The 21,254-nt window shown below is 38.1% G+C and carries 17 protein-coding genes and 1 tRNA gene; 5 read left to right on the top strand and 13 right to left on the bottom strand.

The annotated features are described in order from the left end of the window. Positions 1–24: 24 nt before the first annotated feature. Positions 25–1,761 carry a ShlB/FhaC/HecB family hemolysin secretion/activation protein gene (locus tag ACINWC743_RS02425; protein WP_009584226.1) on the bottom strand — a complete coding sequence of 579 codons (1,737 nt, stop codon included), beginning with the start codon at positions 1,759–1,761 and terminating at the stop codon, positions 25–27. Between the two features lie 177 nt (positions 1,762–1,938). Between ACINWC743_RS02425 and ACINWC743_RS02420 the strand changes: the two genes are divergently transcribed. After that, positions 1,939–2,172: a hypothetical protein gene (locus ACINWC743_RS02420; protein ID WP_009584134.1), complete on the top strand. Its 234-nt coding sequence runs from the start codon at positions 1,939–1,941 to the stop codon at positions 2,170–2,172. Positions 2,173–2,184: 12 nt separating this feature from the next. On the opposite strand, the gene ACINWC743_RS02415 is transcribed toward ACINWC743_RS02420, so the two are convergent. The 3 genes from ACINWC743_RS02415 to ACINWC743_RS02405 all read right to left on the bottom strand — a co-directional run bounded on the left by ACINWC743_RS02415 (position 2,185) and on the right by ACINWC743_RS02405 (position 5,549). Beyond that, positions 2,185–3,144 (bottom strand): hypothetical protein, encoded by a 960-nt coding sequence (locus ACINWC743_RS02415; RefSeq protein WP_009584227.1) that lies wholly within the window; start codon positions 3,142–3,144, stop codon positions 2,185–2,187. A 183-nt stretch (positions 3,145–3,327) separates the two neighbouring features. Continuing rightward, positions 3,328–3,417: transfer RNA gene (locus ACINWC743_RS02410), tRNA-Ser, on the bottom strand. Positions 3,418–3,515: 98 nt separating this feature from the next. Beyond that, complete coding sequence (locus tag ACINWC743_RS02405) at positions 3,516–5,549, bottom strand: NADPH-dependent 2,4-dienoyl-CoA reductase (protein ID WP_009584220.1); 2,034 nt, start codon at positions 5,547–5,549, stop codon at positions 3,516–3,518. A gap of 258 nt (positions 5,550–5,807) precedes the next feature. Here ACINWC743_RS02405 and ACINWC743_RS02400 point away from each other — a divergent pair, with 258 nt between their 5' ends. Next, positions 5,808–6,623, top strand: coding sequence for a hypothetical protein (locus ACINWC743_RS02400; RefSeq protein WP_009584159.1), 816 nt, complete (start codon positions 5,808–5,810; stop codon positions 6,621–6,623). 124 nt (positions 6,624–6,747) lie between these two features. On the opposite strand, the gene dld is transcribed toward ACINWC743_RS02400, so the two are convergent. The 5 genes from dld to ACINWC743_RS02375 all read right to left on the bottom strand — a co-directional run bounded on the left by dld (position 6,748) and on the right by ACINWC743_RS02375 (position 13,781). Then, positions 6,748–8,445 (bottom strand): D-lactate dehydrogenase, encoded by a 1,698-nt coding sequence (gene dld / locus ACINWC743_RS02395; RefSeq protein ID WP_009584218.1) that lies wholly within the window; start codon positions 8,443–8,445, stop codon positions 6,748–6,750. 285 nt (positions 8,446–8,730) lie between these two features. Beyond that, entirely contained in the window at positions 8,731–9,885 is a 1,155-nt protein-coding gene (gene lldD, locus ACINWC743_RS02390) for an FMN-dependent L-lactate dehydrogenase LldD (RefSeq protein WP_009584209.1), read from the bottom strand. A 2-nt stretch (positions 9,886–9,887) separates the two neighbouring features. Further along, on the bottom strand, positions 9,888–10,631 hold the full coding sequence (gene lldR, locus ACINWC743_RS02385; protein WP_004829158.1) for a transcriptional regulator LldR: 744 nt from the start codon (positions 10,629–10,631) through the stop codon (positions 9,888–9,890). Positions 10,632–10,672: 41 nt separating this feature from the next. Next, the gene (gene lldP / locus ACINWC743_RS02380) at positions 10,673–12,343 is read right to left on the bottom strand and encodes an L-lactate permease (protein ID WP_171064853.1); all 1,671 of its coding nucleotides are present in this window, start codon (positions 12,341–12,343) and stop codon (positions 10,673–10,675) included. Between the two features lie 520 nt (positions 12,344–12,863). Beyond that, positions 12,864–13,781: a DMT family transporter gene (locus ACINWC743_RS02375; RefSeq protein ID WP_035300047.1), complete on the bottom strand. Its 918-nt coding sequence runs from the start codon at positions 13,779–13,781 to the stop codon at positions 12,864–12,866. Between the two features lie 150 nt (positions 13,782–13,931). Between ACINWC743_RS02375 and ACINWC743_RS02370 the strand changes: the two genes are divergently transcribed. Both ACINWC743_RS02370 and argG read left to right on the top strand, forming a co-directional pair. Next, entirely contained in the window at positions 13,932–14,783 is an 852-nt protein-coding gene (locus ACINWC743_RS02370; protein WP_004829163.1) for a LysR family transcriptional regulator, read from the top strand. A 389-nt stretch (positions 14,784–15,172) separates the two neighbouring features. Beyond that, positions 15,173–16,516, top strand: a complete 1,344-nt coding sequence (gene argG / locus ACINWC743_RS02365; protein ID WP_005032700.1) for an argininosuccinate synthase — start codon at positions 15,173–15,175, stop codon at positions 16,514–16,516. Positions 16,517–16,584: 68 nt separating this feature from the next. On the opposite strand, the gene ACINWC743_RS02360 is transcribed toward argG, so the two are convergent. The 4 genes from ACINWC743_RS02360 to icd all read right to left on the bottom strand — a co-directional run bounded on the left by ACINWC743_RS02360 (position 16,585) and on the right by icd (position 19,778). Next, a complete protein-coding gene (locus ACINWC743_RS02360; RefSeq protein ID WP_009584119.1) occupies positions 16,585–16,824 on the bottom strand; it encodes a hypothetical protein in 240 nt (79 codons plus the stop codon). A gap of 201 nt (positions 16,825–17,025) precedes the next feature. Continuing rightward, positions 17,026–17,382, bottom strand: a complete 357-nt coding sequence (locus ACINWC743_RS02355) for a hypothetical protein (protein ID WP_009584184.1) — start codon at positions 17,380–17,382, stop codon at positions 17,026–17,028. Positions 17,383–17,554: 172 nt separating this feature from the next. Then, positions 17,555–18,037, bottom strand: coding sequence for a DUF2867 domain-containing protein (locus ACINWC743_RS02350; RefSeq protein ID WP_009584176.1), 483 nt, complete (start codon positions 18,035–18,037; stop codon positions 17,555–17,557). Positions 18,038–18,521: 484 nt separating this feature from the next. Further along, entirely contained in the window at positions 18,522–19,778 is a 1,257-nt protein-coding gene (icd, locus tag ACINWC743_RS02345; protein ID WP_009584203.1) for an NADP-dependent isocitrate dehydrogenase, read from the bottom strand. 581 nt (positions 19,779–20,359) lie between these two features. Between icd and ACINWC743_RS02340 the strand changes: the two genes are divergently transcribed. Beyond that, entirely contained in the window at positions 20,360–21,148 is a 789-nt protein-coding gene (locus tag ACINWC743_RS02340; RefSeq protein ID WP_004829176.1) for an rRNA large subunit pseudouridine synthase E, read from the top strand. Positions 21,149–21,254: the final 106 nt, after the last annotated feature.

Raw genomic sequence — 21,254 nt, 5'->3', positions numbered from 1 at the left:
GTGTATAGATCTTGATGTAATGGATTAATACATCCAGTTCAAACTAAACCCTGTTGTCACATTGTCTGTTCTGTAGTGCGCTGGTTTCTTCAATGGCGTGCCAACAAAAACGTCATAACTGACGGATTTTAAAATTTGACCTCGCAATCCAAAGGCAGCCCCCATTAAACTTGTACCCAACAATGGATTAGGTTCGTGCGCAGTTTTTCCACCGACCTCACCAAAATCAATGCCGGTATACCATTGCATTGGAAGTCTAAACATCGAGCCACTGATTTCATTGCGGACTAAGAAGCCATTATCTGCCAATAAAGTCTGCTCACCATCAAAACCGCGCACGGTATAACGGTTCCCAATCGAAAAACGGTCTTGAGGTGTCAATGGTTTTTGACTATGTTGGGTTCGCCATTCAGCAAGATATTGTAATGATTGATTGCCCACCTTAAATGGAACTTGCAGGCTGGCATTGGCTTGTAAAATTCCAACATGGGTATAAGCCTCGCCAAATTCCTCTTCAGGTGCACGCATTGCATTAAATGCACCTGTTCCACGTTTATAGGTTAAATTTCCGTTTAAGGTTGCATTGGCTAAATATTCTGTATGATCTAAGCTGGCTTTCCAGCCAGCCGTTTTTCTGCGCTGAACTTCAATTTCTACATCATTGATGAAGTTTTGTGACTCTCTATACCAACCACCAACACTGGCCGTGGTTTTGCGTTTTGCATCTCGATAAAGTACACGCGATAAATCAGCGCCAATGAGCTTGCTTTTCCCACTATAGCTATAACTTTCACTGGCGCCTGCAACCGTCTGGTTATAGTCAGATTGACTATAACTGGTACTCAACATCCAGTATTTCAGCGGAATGCTATAACTTAAATAATAGCCATCTGTCCCACGCTTTCCAGAATCCCCACCACCTAAATCATGGTTATAACTGCCATAAAATAAATCATTTGCGGTAAACAGATGATCTAAAGATAAAGTCGCAGTTCCTTGATATTTACCTGTTGAATCTGAACCTGCATCATCAATCCCTAAATGAATGCGGTAAGGTTTTGATTGTTGCCATGCCAGTTCCAAGTCACTATAGCCTGGTTCTTTACGCTGTTCTGAAGGTTTAATCTTAAAATCAGCTTCAACAGTAGGTACACGTTTAAAGTTTTCCAACCCCTGTTCAATATCTCGAATATTTAAAATATCGCCAGTTCGCACAGGCAACGCATTAAATTTGTGTGCGCGCTTAGATGTTCCTTGAACAAATTGAATTTGATCGACTTTACCAGCGATGACTTGAAGCTTAATTTCACCTGATGCGATATTTTGTTGGGGCAACAGCATACGCGTTGTCACATAGCCATGACTAATAATACGGTTTTGAATCAAATCCAATGCTTGATTTAAACCTTGTACCCCGATACAGCGACCAATCAAATTATGCTCACCTTGAATCACGGGACGCATCGCGAAAGTAAATTGGCGGGCATCATCCCCAATCAACACAAACTTTTTAATGTCAAAACATAGTTTTTCACTATGTGACTGTAAATATTGTAGCTGTGGTTGTGTGATTAATTGTTTTTCTAATCCCGTCTGTACCACAGGTTCAGGTTGTAATTGCTTTTCGAGCGCCTGATCTCGTTGCTGTTGTCTAATTTGTTGGTCCGCGTCAAAATTATTTAACTCTGCAGCGTTAGTTAGTGTTCCCAAAAGTATTAAACAAACACCCAAAGAAATTTGGTTTAATTTTAAATTTTTCATGTCAATAGTAATTGTGATGTATTTCACATTTAATTATTTCTAAATTATGACATTTTGTAAATACTCAAATTCATTATTTTTTCTCAAATCACTTTGACTTATAACGTATATTATGATTAACAATTACATACTTTTGACAACAACAATGAGTCGATTAGACCTCTAAGGATTTAAAATATGTTTAATAATACCCTTAGACATCTAGGCAAGATCTTGAATGTGGTAACTCTTGATATAGCTAAAGTTTCTAAAGAATTTCTTAAACGATTGGATTGTATTGGGGAAGTCAGAAAGAATAAAACATTTACAGCACTATCTGTAGATGCTTTCCCACCCATTCTTTCTTATGATGAGTTGGAAGCTATTGCTATGCCTCAACAACAGTTAGTTGAGAAAACTAGATATGATTAGACTAAATCTAATTTATGAAAGAATCTCCAAAAATGGATTTTTATCAATAATTGCAGCATTTGACTTCTTACTGAGGAAATCCACAAGATCGCCTTGGCGTTGTAACAACATAACAATTTCACGTAATGAACATAAAAAAATTGTTTTTTGACTAAGAGCATCTCTACATACAGACTCTACCGATGAGGCATAACCATTTGCTGAAATAAAAATTCCATTAGCATTTTGACGAAGAAACAAGCGACTTAGATGTGGTGAAAATTCGCCTATGCCAACTGGTGCATTAAGCCACTTCATTTCGACAAGATAAATCTGACCATTTAATTCAATCACTCCATCTATTTGCTCAACTACTATAGATGTATCTGGATCTCTACGGCGAAAATCTTCTCTAACTAGTATCCCATAAACTTTAAATAAATCGTTTAATATGCTTTCTAAAAGCTTACCTCTTTCATGTGGCTTCTCATCCAAGCCGAATAATGCCGAAAGACGGCGGTTAATAGCATCAATATCCTCTGATTTTTTTGTAGCTATGGCACGTTCTGCACGTGACTTTGCCATACGCTCTTCTCGTTCAACATCTCGTTCTTGTTTTATACGAGTGAATGTATCTTTTTTACCCACAGCTTCCCGAATAGTTGTAACTAAGCCTTTAGCTTTATATTGATCACCTTCCCAACACGTTTCAAAACTTTCAAACTCAACAACTCTCTTAATAATTTCACGGCGTGTGCCAAGCGCACTATCACCACGAGCATTGACTTTTGTAAGAATATTTCTAGCGATCTCATACTTTGTTATTGAGAATTTATTAACGGCAACTAACCGCTCAACTTCACCAAGATCATCCTGAGCTACTCCAGCACCACGAAAAAACAAAACAACATCTTTCTTACTACGACATAGCAATGGAATGGTATCGACTAGTAGGCTGAGTATCTCGGGTGGATAGTGAAATGCTTCTGCCATCTAGATTATTCTCCAATAATTCTAATGATGAAAGTTTAATATCAAAGATAAATTAATAAATACATGCTCAATAATATATTAGAAAATGGGATTACTAAATAAACCCATTGAAATTATTTTATGCTTACGCCACCCCCCCAGAAACAACAAAGCCCCGATAATCGGGGCTGTGTCATTAATATTTGGCGGAAGCGGTGAGATTCGAACTCACGGAGGACTCACACCCTCGTCGGTTTTCAAGACCGGTGCATTAAACCGCTCTGCCACGCTTCCATGTGCGCAAGAATACTAAGCTTTTCTAACGATGACAAGAAAAAAATAGGCTTAAAGCATTCAAATGCATATTGTTTCATCAAAACTACTGATTTTGATCAAAGTTTAGCTGCTATTTCAGCACCTTCACGAATTGCACGCTTGGCATCAAGTTCACCTGCCAATTTAGCACCACCAATAATATGATAATTGGCTAAAGTAGATTCACCCTCTTTTGGCATCAAATCCTTAACAGACTCTTGTCCAGCACATACCACGATGGTATCTACACGCAACAATTGATCATGACCATTGCTTTCAATCCACAATCCTTCATTGGTCACAGCTTTATATTGCACGCCACGCAACATTTTTACCGCATGTTTTTTCAATTGTGCACGATGAACCCAACCCGAAGTTTTACCTAGACCAATCCCTAAAGGTGTTGTTTTCCGTTGCATCAAATAAATTTGACGAATCGGTGGTTCGACTTCAGCAGGAACAAAGCCTCCTTCGGTCATATAGTTTGGATTTGGGTCGATGCCCCATTCACGTTGCCACTCTGCCAAAGGCTGTGGTTGTGGCTGATGTTCAGGTTTCAATAAAAATTCTGAGACGTCGAAACCAATACCACCCGCTCCAATCACCGCCACCCGATACCCCACTGGTGCACCTCGCAACACTTCTGCATAGGACAAAACTTGTGGTGAATCACTGCCATCAATCTTTAAACCACGAGGAATAACACCCGTAGCAATCACAACATCATCAAAACCTTCACGTTCTAATTGCTCACGATTGACTTTGGTATTTAAACGTAAGTCCACACCGGTTTTTTCGATTTGTACTTTAAAATATCGAATGGTTTCATGAAACTCTTCTTTACCCGGTACGACTTTGGCAAGATTAAATTGACCACCAACTTCTGTAGAAGCTTCAAATAAAGTCACTTGATGCCCACGACTTGCAGCAATTGTCGCAGCAGACATACCTGCAACACCACCACCAACAACAGCAACTTTCTTTGGTTTCTTGGTTTTGAGATAAACCAATTCTGTCTCATGCGCAGCACGTGGGTTAACCAAACAACTTGCACGTTTATTTTGAAAACTATGGTCTAAACACGCTTGGTTACAGGCAATACAAGTATTAATTTCATCAACACGATTAGTTGCAGTTTTACTGACCCAAAAAGCATCCGCCAATAATGGACGTGCCATTTGCACCATGTCCGCTTTACCTGCTGCTAAAATTTCTTCAGCAGTATCTGGCATATTGATTCGGTTTGATGCAATAACTGGAACTGAAACATGTTTTTTTACTTCAGCTGTATAATCAACAAAGGCTGCTCGAGGAACGGAGGTCACAATAGTTGGGATACGTGCTTCATGCCAGCCAATCCCTGTATTCAATAAAGTAATGCCTGCTTTTTCCAATGCTTGTGCGACAGTGATGACTTCATCCATCGTATTGCCATCATGGACTAAATCCAACATCGACAAACGGAAGCAAATAATAAACTTTTCACCCACTTTAGCACGAATCGCTTTGACAATTTCTACAGCAAAACGCATCCGGTTTTCAATCGGACCGCCCCAACGATCTGTACGCTGATTGACATGACGACTTAAAAATTGATTCAGCAAATATCCTTCTGAACCCATAATTTCCACACCATCATAACCCGCCTTTTTTGCCAAGCTTGCAGTTTCTGCATAATCTTGAATCGTTTCAAGAATGAGTTTGTCACTCATTTGACGTGGTTTAAACATCGAAATTGGAGATTTAATCGGGCTCGCTGAAACGACAAAAGGCTGATAACCATAACGACCAGAGTGCAATATTTGCATAAGAATTTTTGCACCATGTTTATGTACAGCATGGGTAACTAAACGATGTGGTGCAATATCACCCAAAGTATTCATCGTTCCGCCTGCTGGCAACAACCAACCTTGACGGTTAGGAGAGATCCCTCCTGTAATAATCAGCCCAACGCCACCTTTAGCTCGCTCGCCAAAATATGCGGCAAGTTTGGGATAATGATAAAAACGATCTTCCAATCCTGTGTGCATTGAGCCCATTACCACACGATTTTTAATCGTTGTAAATCCCAAATGAAGCGGTTTTAAAATATGTGCATAGCTAGTTGTCATGGTGAATCCTTTTTAATTTGGCTTTGCAACTTGTTGCATACTACTTTATCGAGTTTTAAAATTTTTTGGATGGCTTATTTTGATAATTTCTTGGTAGATAGTGTCAATTTACTGTATTTATTTTTTATTAAAAAACTTCATCCTGATCTATTTTAATTAATCAATAAAATACAGTTCTATAATACTGTAAAGCAGCGATTTTGGTTATTTTGCACTATTACTTTGGAATAAAAGCAAATAAGAAAAGGCATTTTAACAATGAGTCATCCTGTATTTTTAACCAGTACCACGTTTAGCCATATGCCGATCGGTCAAGAAAATCAATGGGCAGATTTTTTTCAAACAGCTTCTTTTGAACTGGAAGCCAATGCATTTATTCCGATTTTATGGTTAATGCTGTTTAAACAGGACAATCTGCATTGGGCTAAATATATCGATGAATTGGATCACAACGACCAAAGAAATCAGGGTGATTTGGAAGAATATCAACAAGATTTTGCAGAAAACTGCTATGCCTATTTAGTGATCGAGCAGCAACAGGCTTTAAATAATTTAGAGCAACGGAAGCCCTTATTTATAGCTATTTTTGGTGAAGAAAATATTCCTCATTTTGAAGAGTTTAAATCTTATATCTTACAATATTATCCTCACTTTATATTGTTACGAACCAATGGATTACCTTTAGACTTAAATGATGCAAACTTTCTAACTCAACCCTTAACACACATAGAAAATGCGCAAATGGGTGATACCGAAAATATTGATTTTTTCACTGTGCAACGTCGTGATCTTGCACGTTTCGATGATCAGGCTTATTTCTTTTACGGTGCAGATGTACTCAGTAGCAGTATAGCATCAGATTCCCTAGAACAGTCCCCATCATCGATGTTAGACACTAAACCACCATCAACAACAGCATCAGGATTGGCGATTTGGATCTGCACAGCAATTGTTGCCTTATTAACACTCGGTGTTTGGTTTTCTACTTCTTCGATTTTGTATAGCGTACTTATTTTTATCATCAGTGCTTTTGTATTGGGATTCATTTCTTCAAAAATTGGAGAAACAAAGTAGAACAGGTTGACATATGAGCCACAAAAAACCATGAGCAATGCGATCAGTATTACTCATGGTTTTTAAACAACTTTTTTTGAAAAAATTTTAATCTATTGCGAATTGTAAAATTAATTTCCCAATTTTATTTCCAATATTTCAATTTACTGGTTTGCCCAATACCCACATTAAAACTATTGGTTGGATCAAGTTTTTGATAATGATTTTTTAAACTTGGTTTAGCCACATAGAGATGCCCTACATTATGTTCTGCGGGATATTCAGCTCCACGATCATCCAACAAATGCCACATTTGATGTTCCATTGCCAAAGGATCAACACCTTTTTTTACAATATAGTCTTGATGAAATACATGACAGAGAAAATGTCCGTAATACAACTTATGAATGATTAAATCATCCATCGCTTTGGGTAAGGTTTCCACCCACTCCCGATCATTACGACGTAGTGCAATGTCTAAAGCAACAATATCCTCCACTTCTGAACGGTGTGTATCTCGATAGCGAATTGCCGCACCTGCAACGGCAAAACGGTGTAGAAATGCTTTGCGCCCTTCTTCCTCCGTACAACGGAAGAAGCTACCTAAAGAATGCTGTTGAAAGTAGTCATGTAAAAAAGCTTCAACTTGCTCGACGTCTTGATTTTCGATACGAATCATCAAATGATGTTCATATAAATCACGAAACTCATTCATGCGCTTAGGCAAATGATTCGGTAAGAGTTTGGTCACTATTTGCAAAATTTTATCGGACAAATTACGTAAACCAATTTTCTCCAGATAACCATCGACTTTATCCTTCATCGCAAATGCTGCAGGTACTTTTGCTGTACCTAATTTTTCGATAAACATAAACGTATCTTTGCCGTATTCAGCACCAATATCATAGGCAACACGATGAATATACTCACCAGCAATCGGCAGTCTAGGTAAATCTTTCAGTAAAAAACGACGAATTTCGGTGAGATCATCATGTGAGTTTGTCCCAACATAAAAGACCTGACTTGGTATTTTCTCAAAGGTGTCTAGTCGTACTGCAAATACACAGACTTTACCTGCTGAACCTGAAGCTTCGAACAAACGTGATGGGTCCGCATTAAATCGTGCAGGCGTAGCTTCATCAACCTGTTTCACATCATGCGCATAACGATGATCAGAGGCACAACAACTCGGATTATTTACAATGTCATTGATTTGATAATTTTTACTTTCGAGCTTGGTTAAAATTTCCTCTGGAGTTTCACCCAAATGAACTCCCAAGTGATTGACCAACTCCAACTCACCTGAATCATTGACACGCGCATAGAGTGCTAACTCGGTATAGGCAGGTCCACGACGAACAAGTGCACCGCCAGAGTTATTACAGATCCCGCCTAAAACTGATGCTCCGATACATGATGAACCAATCACAGAGTGTGGTTCACGATTAAATGGAGCTAATTCTTTTTCCAAACGATCTAATGTTGCCCCTGGCAAACAAATGACTTGTTGACCTTGATTAATGACCTGAATGCCAGCCAAACGGCGCGTACTCATTAAAACCACGGGACGATCATAATCATCACCAAATGGCGTTGAACCACCAGTCAATCCAGTATTGGCAGCTTGCATAATCACGATGCAATCGGCATTGACAGCAGCTTGTAACACTTGCCATTGTTCGAATAAAGTTCCTGGAACAACAACAGCAAGTACTTTGCCTGAACCGTATCGACGCCCTTGACGGTAGAGGCGTGTCTCATGATCTTGGGTCAAAACATGCTGTTGACCAACAATTTGAATCAATTGCTGAATGGTTTGCTGTGAATCAAAATTCGATTGCATTTTCCCTATCCTATCTATGAATGCTGACTCAACAAATAAGTTCAGCATTCATTGCAGCGACATTATTTCAATGTAATTGCGACTATGGAAAGCTTTCGATTTAATGTATCTCAATTTAAAAAGATAGATCAAACCAAAGTCATCCGCAAAACTTGGTCAATATTTTTTAGTTTCATCTTTTAGAAATATCAACTGCTCAAAACGTTTGGCTTCAACGCTCACAGCTAATATTTAGGCAAGCAAATTCGATAGCTTGATGGATATTTGCTCAACCTCAAAAATATATTAATCAATCAGTGCTTGATCTAGTTTGACTAAACAATCAGAAGTAATGTCAGCAATGGTTTTGGCACCCGTCAATGTCATCGCAACACGCATTTCTTTATCAATTAAATCAAGTAGGTTTGATACACCAGCACCACCTGCGGCACCTAAGGCATAGACAAATGCACGTCCTAACATACACGTATCAGCGCCAAGTGCGAGCATTCGCACAACATCTAAACCATTACGAATACCCGAATCTGCCAGAATCTTAATATCGCCTTTCACAGCATCCGCAATTGGAGGAAGGGCGCGTGCTGATGACAACACACCATCGAGTTGACGACCACCATGATTAGAAACCACAATACCATCTGCGCCGAAACGTACTGCATCTTTAGCGTCTTCTGGATCAAGGATGCCCTTAATCACCATCGGACCATCCCAAAACTCACGAATCCATTCTAAATCTTTCCACGAAATAGAGGGATCAAAGTTATTGCCCAGCCAACCGATGTAGTCTTCGAGTCCAGTCGGTTTGCCTAAATATTTGGAAATATTCCCCAAATCATGCGGACGACCCAGTAAGCCCACGTTCCAAGCCCAATGTGGATGGAAACAAGACTGCATATAACGACGCATTGCTGCATTCGGACCACTCATCCCTGAATGTGCATCGCGATAACGTGCACCCGGTACAGGCATATCGACAGTAAACACTAAAGTTGAGCAACCTGCTGCTTTAGCACGTTCCAAGGCATTTTTCATAAAGCCACGGTCACGCAAAACATACAGCTGAAACCACATCGGACGACCAATTGCTGGGGCAACTTCTTCAATTGGGCAGACTGAAACTGTAGATAAAGTAAATGGAATGCCTTTTTTATCTGCTGCAACTGCAGCCTGCACTTCACCACGGCGTGCATACATCCCCGTTAAGCCGACAGGAGATAATGCGACGGGCATTGATAAAGTTTCATCAAATAACTTTGTTTCTAGACTTAACTGAGACATATCATTTAAAACACGCTGTCTCAAAGCGATTTTTGATAAATCTTCTACATTGCGCTTCAGTGTATATTCAGCATATGCACCGCCATCAATGTAATGAAATAAAAATGGAGGTAAACGACGTCTCGCTGCTTCACGATAGTCATTTGCAGAAGAAATAATCATGTTCATATCCTGTTTAATCGGCTTGCACGTTGACGACGAGCTTCTTCTTCATCAATCATCCGTACTTGCTGCACTACAAATTCTATATGTCCACATACTGCATCTCTTGCAGCATCTGGATCATGACGTTCAATTGCATCCATCACTCTAAAATGCTGATCATGCAATTGATCAAATCGATGTGTTTCTGAGTAAACCTTACGTCTGCCCAGTAATACGTTAAATTGCAACAAATCGAACACGCCCCGCATCATCTGAATCAAAACTAAATTGTGCGATGCCTCAGCAATCGCCAAATGAAATTTAGCATCTGCCAATGAAGCTTGTTCATCATCCCCTAATGACTGAAAGTATGAAATCTGGTCATAATATTTACGGATCAAAGCCAGATCTTCTGTTGTTGCACGTTGTGCTGCATACCAAGCCGAGCCACCCTCAAGAATTGTTCGTGCTTCTTGCACATCAAAACGATAGGCAGGGTCTTGATCAATTAAATTACTTAACGGGCTAACAATCTGGTTTTGCGACCAGTTCACAGGGATTTGTTGCAAATACGTTCCCGCACCTACTTTACTGACCAGCATACCCATACTGGTCAATTGCGAAATCGCTTCTCTTAAAGAAGAACGGGATACACCGAGTTGTTCACACAACTTTCGTTCAGCAGGCAATCGTTCTCCGACTTGCATGTTTTTTTCTGCGATTAACATGCGTAGGCTATGGACCACTTTGTCGGAGACTTTCATCTGCTTTCCTTAATATTGCATTGGTTCAGTGTCGCTGAGTATCATGGAATCATCCATGGGAACACATAAGCTTGTAGGGTAATAATAATACCGATCATTACTGTAAACGTTATACTGTGTTTCACGGTAAAACGGAACAGATCTGATTCTTTACCAACAAGCCCGACCGCTGCGCAGGCAATTGCAATCGATTGAGGAGAGATCATTTTTCCGGTCACACCACCACTGGTATTCGCTGCGACAAGCAATACTTCTGGCACTCCAATTTGTTGTGCCGTGGTTGCCTGTAATGCACCAAATAATGCGTTGGCTGAAGTATCCGAGCCCGTCAGGAACACCCCTAACCAGCCTAAGAATGGCGAGAAGAAAGTAAATGCTTGCCCTGTATGTGCCAATGCCAAAGCCAAGGTTGCAGACATCCCTGAATAATTAGCGATAAAAGCAAAAGCCAATACCATACCAATCGAATAAATTGGAATTTTTAATTCATTAATTGTTTCACCAAAAGTGACTACAGCTTCTTTAGGCTTCATTTTTAAGAAAATGATGGTGATGATTGCAGCAAAAATAATGGCTGTCCCTGTTGCTGAAAACCAATCAAACTTATAAATCGCATCATAATCTTTGATTTCAGATACCACTGGCGGCATCTTTTGCACCATTTGGTGCAAGAAAGGCACTTTGATTGAAATCACCAAATCATGCAATGCACCATCTTTGGTAAACAAGTCTTTGAATGGTTTTACACTCCAGATTGTTACCATGACTGTCAGAATGGCAAATGGCGACCAAGCTTTCGCAATTTGAGCAAGGGTATATTTTTGCTGTTTTTGCTCAGCCAGATTTTCATTCATGCTGGCATCTTCATTGGCAAAGCGGAAGATATGTTTAGGCTGCCAATACTTCAATAAAATCGTAAGTGAAATCAAAGATGCAATAGATGCGGTAATATCTGGCAATTCAGGACCAACAAAGTTTGACGTTAAATACTGAGCGATCGCAAATGCACCACCACCAACAATCACCGCAGGCCAAGTTTCTTTAACACCACGCCATCCGTCCATGATCGCCATAATCCAGAACAGTACAATGGGTACCATAAATGGCAACTGGCGTCCGACCATCTGACTGATTTCATGTGTTTCAACACCTGAGACTTGACCAGCAACAATAATTGGAATTCCCATAGCACCAAATGCAACAGGCGCCGTGTTTACAATCAAACACAGACCAGCAGCATACAGTGGTTTAAACCCAAGCCCGACCAACAATGCTGCGGTAATTGCCACAGGTGCACCAAAACCAGCCGCCCCTTCTAAGAAAGTGCCAAAAGCAAAACCGACAAACAGCATTTGTAAACGCTGATCTTCTGTAATCGATAGAATCGAAGAACGAATAATATCGAACTGCCCTGTTTTAACCGAAATTTTGTACAGGAATACTGCGCCAATAATGATCCATGCAATTGGCCACAAGCCATAGAAAAAGCCATAAACCATAGATGCCAATGCCATCATGGTAGGCATTTGATAAGCAAATAAAGAAACCAATAATGCCAATATGACTGTAATTGTCCCCGCAACACTTCCTTTCATGCGGAATACAGCTAGGGCCAAAAAGAAAAATATAATTGGAATGAGTGCAATGGCACTGGATACCCAGATATTACCCATTGGATCATAAATCTGTTGCCAATGTTGAAGCATTGTCATCTCCTTGAAATGCTTGCCAGAACGTCGAGTTTGATAAAATCACCCATTTATTTCTCAATAATTGGTATGACCAATATAAAGTTAAAAACAAAAAAAATAACGCGTATTTTTACTTTATAGTAATTTTTGCTGATTTAAAGATCAATAGTTACCCAATTATTCATAAAATGGTATGACCAATTTTAAGAGTATTTTTATTATTTTAATTGCATATTTTCTCATTTCTTAGACAAACAGATTTTTAAAAGTTTTGTTTTTAAAAGTTTTTTTCAATGCTTTATTATTTTTATACGACTTTAGTCTAAAATGATATTTAAAAAGCAAATTTTAACCAATATCAAAACATATTTTTATTACGATATTAATCACACACTTTCATTATTGGTCTGATCATTTTAAAAATTTAAAATTTTGATGCATGTTATAGATCATATAAAAAACAAAATCAGTAAAGTTTTACTGATTTTGTGGATTGATACGATACAGAAATTATTATGAATATAAATTCCTTTGCTCTACTTTAGCGATGCTCACAATTCAAAGGTGTAACGACCTTCTTTTTCATTTGAATCTTTAAAGAACTCATCATAATACCTGTACAAATAAATGCCGCACCAATCAAGATATTCAAAGTAATCGGTTCATGCCAAAGCATATAGCCAAAAAATAAGCTTAAAATAGGAATACACATAATCGAAATTGATGCCACAAAAGTATCCACCTGACTCACAATCCAATTCCAGAGCGCAAAAGCAAACCCTGTTCCAACCACAGCAATGTAAAACAACATCGAGTCATTGAGTGGGTTTATCCATACATGCACATCAATAGGCTCAAAAATAACAGCACCGATTAGAATTACAAAACCACCGATTAACAACTGCCAAATGGTCAGTTTCATTTTATCATAAGTGGCAAAATTCTGTTTGATATAGACGGTTGTCAGTGCCCAGAAGAAGCCCGATAAAATCAAGAAAGCCTGTCCAATCAAAGATAAGTTGAAATGTAAATCATGCAATTGTGGCCAAAGAATTGCGACTAGCCCCAAAGTACCTAAAATCAGTCCAAGCATTTTCTGGGTATTTAAACGTTCTTTGAGTACATAATGTGCCAGCACACCAATAAAAATTGGCATAGTAAACACCAAAACCGCAGATAAGCCTGAATCTACAAATTGCATGGCAAAAGTTTGAGTTGCATAAAAACCAATACAAATCATCACGCTTGAAATCATCAGTTTTTTCCATTCTCCTCTTTGTGGAAAAATAGATTTACGCAATAAACGTTGAACCAACATCAAAGTCAAGGCAGCTAAAATCAACCGTGTAGAAATAAATAAAAATGGAGGAAAAACCTGCAAACTATGTTTGACCAGTCCCCACAATGATCCCCAAACGAGACACAACAAAACGATTGCACCCATTACTCTAAGATTCATTTGCTGTACTCATACAGATGGAAAGTAGACTTAGTTTAAAAAATAAATGACATCATGAATAATGCTATGTTTTAATATATCCATCATTTTTTTTAATACACCTGAAAATTTAAGATTGTTATTAAAAGCAAATAGGTTTGAGGAATTGTCATGAATATCGACATCGGAGATATTAAGTCATTTGTAACGGTTGCCGAAATGAAGAGTATTTCTGCTGCTGCCCACAAACTTAACTATTTGCAGTCAAATATGACCGCAAAAATTAAAAAAATTGAAAACCACTACAAACGTCAGTTATTTATCCGTAAACCTAAGGGGGTTGAACTGACAGAGTCTGGTATGAACCTCTATCAACAATACAAAAAGATGATCTTCACTTGGGAAGAAACAGAAAATAAAATTTATCAACAAGAAAAATATCTTCGTTTTGGTACCAATACAAGCTTAGGAGGCATGCGCTTCTACCCGTCTTTTAGCCAACTTTATGAAACCTATCCAGAGCTTTCAATTACGATGAAAACCGGTGCAACAGGCTACATCGAAGATGAAATTTTATCAGGCAATTTAGATATCGGTTATGTACTTGGGCATCCCAAACAGAAAAACATACAGTACATCCAAAAGGCAGAAGATCAACTGGTCATCATTGGTAAAAGTGTTATTAACCATGAGAATCTTGAGGATTGTCTCAATCACCAAAATATTCTGTTGGCTTCAGAAGAATGTTGTTATGCCACAACCTTAGATCATATTTATACGGACTACAACTTAACAAAGGGTGAGCTCACCCATATTTATGATCATGAAGCGCTAGTGAATTTCACTCAATTGGGTATGGGAATTTCAATGATCGCAAAATCACTGATCAAAAAATTTAATATTGAGTATTACCGTGAAACACCTGAACAATATCGAGATATAGGATTTTATTTAATTGCTCGAAGTGAGCATGTCTTTACCCCAATTGAAAAGCAATTTATTGGCTTGAATGATCAGCTTTAAAAAATCATAAGTCAGACTTATTTTCGCTTCATGAATGGATTCTGACTTTTGTTAAATTAAAAAAATAGATATATTCTGTTGATTTTATTAATTAATTAAAATTAATTTTACTGTATGAGTTTTCCAAAAAATTAACCATATAAGCCAAAGCAAACAGTACATCTAAAAATCCAGTTGATCTGAATTTTGAATTATCTCAATAATTTCAAAAGCGGTACGAACCGGAATTTAAGTAGATTACTTTAACTGCATAAATTGCTATTTTTTTCAATGATAACATTTAAATCCCATAAAACATTGACCGAAAAAGTGCTACAATACCGCGTTTATAAAATTCTCAATGGCCACCCGTGTATGTGGTGCCTCTTTCGAAATAGTTAGGACGAGCAATGACTGACAATGCAACGATCTTGCAGAATGTACCAGTAGGCAAAAAAGTGGGTATCGCTTTTTCTGGTGGTCTAGATACTTCAGCAGCTTTATTGTGGATGAAGCAAAAAGGCGCAGAACCTTATGCTTATACAGCAAACTTAGGGCAACCTGATGAAGATGACTACGATGCAATTCCGCGTAAAGCTGAAAACTACGGCGCTGTTAAAGCACGCTTAGTGGACTGCCGCTTACAACTTGCATTAGAAGGTATTGCTGCGATTCAGTGTGGCGCATTTCATATCAGTACTGGTGGTGTTCCTTACTTCAACACCACACCTTTAGGTCGTGCAGTAACAGGGACAATGCTTGTTACCGCAATGAAAGAAGATGACGTAAATATTTGGGGTGATGGATCAACTTACAAAGGGAACGATATTGAACGTTTCTACCGTTATGGTTTGTTGACTAATCCTGCACTTAAAATCTATAAGCCGTGGTTAGACCAACAGTTTATTGATGAGTTGGGTGGTCGTGCTGAAATGTCACAATTCTTAATCGACAATGGTTTTGATTACAAAATGTCGAAAGAGAAAGCCTATTCAACAGATTCAAATATGTTAGGTGCGACACATGAAGCTAAAGATCTTGAATATCTCAATGCCGGTATCAAAATCGTTGATCCAATTATGGGCGTTGCGTTCTGGAAAGATGACGTAAAAGTTGAAGCTGAAGAAGTTTCTGTAACTTTCGAAGAAGGCTTCCCTGTTGCATTAAATGGCAAACGTATCGAAGACCCTGTTGAATTTATTCTTGAAGCAAACCGTATTGGTGGACGTCATGGTCTAGGTATGTCTGACCAAATCGAAAACCGTATCATTGAGGCAAAATCTCGTGGTATTTACGAAGCTCCAGGGATGGCTCTTCTTCATATTGCATATGAACGCCTTGTTACTGGTATTCACAATGAAGACACTATCGAACAATATCGTATTAACGGCTTACGTTTAGGACGTTTATTGTATCAAGGTCGTTGGTTTGATTCTCAAGCATTAATGCTTCGTGAAACAGCACAGCGTTGGGTAGCAAAAGCCATTACAGGTACAGTAACTTTAGAGTTACGTCGTGGTAATGACTACACCATCTTGAACACTGAATCTGAAAACCTCACTTATGAAGCTGAGCGTTTGACGATGGAAAAAGGTGATTCAATGTTTAGCCCTGCTGATCGTATTGGTCAATTAACCATGCGTAATCTTGATATTACCGATACACGTGCAAAACTCAGCATCTATACAAATACAGGCTTATTGGCTGTAGGTACGGGTTCTGCAGTTCCTCAGTTAAAAGACAAAAACAAATAATTCAGTTAAAAAAATAAAAACCGCCAAATGGCGGTTTTTATTGGTCAAGACTTTTTGCTGTGATCTAATTAAGATGTTGCCGCAGAATTCTGGTTTGTTTGAGTGGTGTCTTGTTGCGATTTTTGCTGTTGTTTTTGTAATTCAATCCGTTCTGCATGTTCTTGACGAATTCGATCATACTCTCGCTGAGTTTCTGCATCACTTTTTGCAGCTAAAAATGCCATCCCCACTAAAAAAACTGGAAATAATAATCCCAATGCAGCGAGCAAATAAATTTTAGGAAACTTCTTCGAACTTGTCTGTGACATACATTTAAATCTTTCAATAAATTTAAGTAGGCGTAATAATATAACAGAACAAACTTATTCAATATATGAAAAATCGAAATTTGAAAAACCAACACTTCATCATGAAGGCTTATTCAAGATACAAGTTTAGCTTTCTTTTTAAACATTACCTTAAAGATCAAATACTTATATAAAAAAACATGAACCATAAATTCAAAGAAATCATCGATCTTTAGCAGACTGATAAGCAGCTTGCGCAATTGCTAAACTCTTCTTCTTTCCTTCAACTGTATCTGGGATTTCATTGCTCGTACCATTACTCGAATGACGCTGAAGATGCTGCTGTTGAGAATATTTGTGCATCTCAGGTTGAGACTTTACGTTTTGTTGGGAGTTTTGTGTAGCCGTTCGCTGCGTTAGCTTCTGTTGAAGCTGTTGTTGTGGATTTGGTACAGCCATTCCCGCACATGGTCGAGACTGATAAGTTACTGAGCCCTTCACCACACACTTATGTACTTCTTTAGCTAAAACGTGATGAGAAAACCCTAAAGCTAAAACAACCAACACGATTTTATTCACAACACACACTCCATTTAAGTTTTAACAAAGTATCAACATTTAAGCTAAATTACTATTTACACAGAAGTTTTTTTAATTATTGCTTTTTTTGTCACAATAAAGGGGGAAATATGACTTTTTTTGCCAAATCTTTACAGCATTTTGTCATGTTCACATTGTGGTAAATTTCATGCTATTTCAAATTTCTCAATAGGCGACGTACAATCACACCATGTACCATAGAAACGGGAAGCATATAAATTTTCCCAAAAAAATTATAAGTAATAACACTGGTAGAAATTTTAAGTTGATTTTTATGTTCATTATAGGGAAAAATTTGTAGCACCACCCATACAGTTAAATGCTTATCGCTTGATTGTAAAAAAAGTTCATGATCTGAAACTTGAATAACATCAAAAAAATCTGCTTTTCCACCCTGCTCAAGTGCCATAGATTGAGAGTTAAAACCTTGTATAGGCTGTACACCACCCAGATGCAGACTGAAAAAGTCTCGAATTTTAAAAGCAATCTTTAACCATTTTGGTGGTGTACTGGTCATTAGGTGATAAGCTTGTGATGCTGTGATATTTTTATCAATACATTGTTGGTCTTGATGAATAAAATTAAGCTGATGAACAGGTGCAACCAATACATACGGATCTATTTCTGTATTCATGGAACTAAACCTTTTTAAATATAATAATTTAACGTATGAATAGAATCTAAATTCAGTCTACAGCAATCCAAATGAAGTACAATCACAAGCCGCCTAAAGTTGAATAAAATCATGAATGATTGGGCAATTTTTCAAATAAATAACTGTATTCTAAGATGAATATAAATTATTTAATGATAGTGATATATATGGTATCTATAGTATGCGATTTGAAATAAATAGATATTGAAAAAAGTACAGCTTTTTAAAGAGATAGAAAGCGTACCTCCTGTTTGGAAATCTACCTCATTAAGCTATTGCTACTACCTAATATTTTGAAAAAATTTCGAATGATTCACACAGGCAATGTTCCTCTCAGACAATGCCAATATTTACATTACAAACAAAGTCATGCTTTGATTTTGCTGTAGCTGGGCATCGTTAATAATGAACCATGATAAAAAAGGTCTGCACTTGGCAGACCTTAGATTATGTTGTCTTTAGATTAATTATCCATATTTTCAATGATCGCTTGCCCGAACTCTGAACAACGAAGTAGAGTAGCTCCTGGCATTAAACGCTCAAAATCGTAAGTAACAGTTTTTGCAGAAATCGCGCCTGAAACGCCTTTGATAATTAAATCGGCAGCTTCAGTCCACCCCATATCTCGAAGCATCATCTCTGCTGAAAGAATAATAGACCCCGGATTTACCTTGTCTTGTCCTGCATATTTAGGTGCTGTTCCGTGTGTTGCCTCATATACAGAAATTGCGCCACCAATATTTGCACCCGGCGCAATACCAATACCACCTACTTCTGCTGCAAGTGCGTCAGAAATATAGTCACCGTTTAAATTTAAAGTAGCGATCACGGAATAGTCAGCAGGACGCATTAAGATTTGCTGTAAAAATGCATCGGCAATCACGTCTTTGATAACAATGTCTTTGCCTGTTCTTGGATTTTTAATTTTGACCCAAGGTCCACCATCAATCAGTTCACCACCAAAGCGATCTAATGCAAGTTCATACCCCCACTCTTTAAAAGCACCTTCAGTGTATTTCATGATATTGCCTTTATGCACTAAAGTTACACTCGGCTTATCATTATCAATCGCAAACTGAATCGCTTTGCGCACCAAACGTTGGGTACCTTCTTTTGAAACAGGTTTAATCCCAATACCACAATTATCTTCAAAACGGATTTTAGTGACACCCATTTCTTCTTTAAGATATTTAATCACTTTTTTTGCTTCTGGGGAGTCAGCTTTCCATTCAATACCTGCATAGATATCTTCTGAATTTTCTCGGAAAATTACCATATCTGTCTGTTCGGGATGTTGAACAGGTGATGGCACACCTTTAAACCAACGCACAGGTCGCACACAGACATATAGATCTAATTCTTGACGTAGAGCAACGTTAAGTGAGCGAATTCCACCGCCTACAGGCGTTGTGAGTGGACCTTTTATCGAAACTACAAATTCTCTGAGTGCTTCAAAAGTTTCTTCTGGCATATAAGTGCCATAAATTTTATTGGCTTTTTCACCACAGTAAACTTCCATCCATTCGATCGAACGTTTGCCACTATAAGCTTTTTGAATTGCGGCATCGACCACTGCCTTCATAGCAGGTGTAATATCCACACCAATACCATCTCCTTCAATAAAAGGAATAATCGGATGGTTTGGAACATTCAGTGACAAATCTGCATTTACAGTAATTTTGCTACCATCTGCAGGTACTACGATCTTCTGATAACCCATTGTTCAGGATCTCCATTTTCTTATAGTGAGTAAATCCAAAAAAATTGCGCTATGAGCAATATTTGCGACCACTTTTTTAGCAAGATCAGTGTAATCGAATTCGATCATTTTTTGAGATTTATACGAGGAATAACAACATTTCTCAACTTAATAAAACGCATTGTTTCATGATTTAATGCTTTTCTAGAATGTATTTTTTATAAAAATCATAGCTTTCTTTTATTTCTACAAAATCAATAAATTTTGATCCTTAAAATAAATCAATAAAGATCACAGAACGCTCCTCTCATTTGAATCTTAATGCATTAAAAAACCAATTAAATGACTGTAGACAGTATTTTTTAAGGAAAACCAGCGCCCCTGTAAATATTCAAAAATCTAAAATCAAAGTCAGGTGCTCTTTTACTCCTCCTGCTGAATGACAAATAAAGTTGAAGAATACAAAGCTGAATCTGTTATAGTAGCCCACAATCAACTGGGCTTTTTGCAACCTAAACCACCCCATTTTTATCAAAACGGGTATTCAATCGGGTAACAAATCAAACCCAAAAAATTTTATTTATATATATTAGTGGCTTAAAGTGAAAATTGTCATTCTGAACAAACCCTATGACGTCCTCTCCCAATTTCGTAAAGACGAAGCACATATGACCATATCTGACTTCGTTGACGATCCTAGCTTGCGTATAGCTGGTCGTCTTGATATGGACTCTGAAGGTTTAGTTTTTTTAACTGATCATGGTGGTCTAAATCAGTATATTACCAATCCAACCAATAAAAAGTTTAAGACCTATTTGGTTCAAGTCGATGGTGATATTACTGAAGAAGCACTTGAGCAGTTACGCAAAGGTGTTGAGTTAAAAGACGGTATAACCTTACCCGCTCAAGCCGCTAAAGTGGAACAACCAGAATGGTTGTGGGACCGTGATCCACCCGTACGTTTCCGTGCCAATATCCCTACCTCATGGGTAGAAATTTCGATTTGTGAAGGGCGTAATCGTCAAGTGCGTCGTATGACCTCTGCTGTTGGTTTCCCAACTTTACGTTTGATTCGCACCAAAATCGGTGCAATTGATTTAGTTCAGATGGGTTTACAACCGGGCGAAACAAAAGAAATCGAACCATTGCTTTATCCTGATTTTCAAAATGTACCTGCGGAAGAACCGTATCGTTCGCGTTCTTATGTCAAAAAACCAGGCGGTACTGGCGGAAAACCGATGGTACGTAAGAACAAAGATGGTTCTACTAAAAAATCTGGAACCAAACGTATTTGGCAGATGGATGACAGCGAAAAACCGCGTCGCAAAACCAATGGAACTACACGTCCAAATACCAAAGCTCCACGTGGTCGTGGACGTAATGGTCGTTAAAATTTAATGATGCTTAAAGCTCACCTTGGTGGGCTTTTTTTATGATTGTATGGGGGCAGTATTTAATTGAAAAACATTGAATTTAAATTAAATAAAGATAAGAAGA

It is taken from the genome of Acinetobacter sp. WC-743, assembly GCF_000335555.1.
In the GTDB taxonomy this organism is placed as follows: Bacteria; Pseudomonadota; Gammaproteobacteria; order Pseudomonadales; family Moraxellaceae; genus Acinetobacter; species Acinetobacter bereziniae.
Note: the sequence above shows the minus strand (reverse complement) of the source record. Positions and strands in the feature narration are given on the sequence as shown.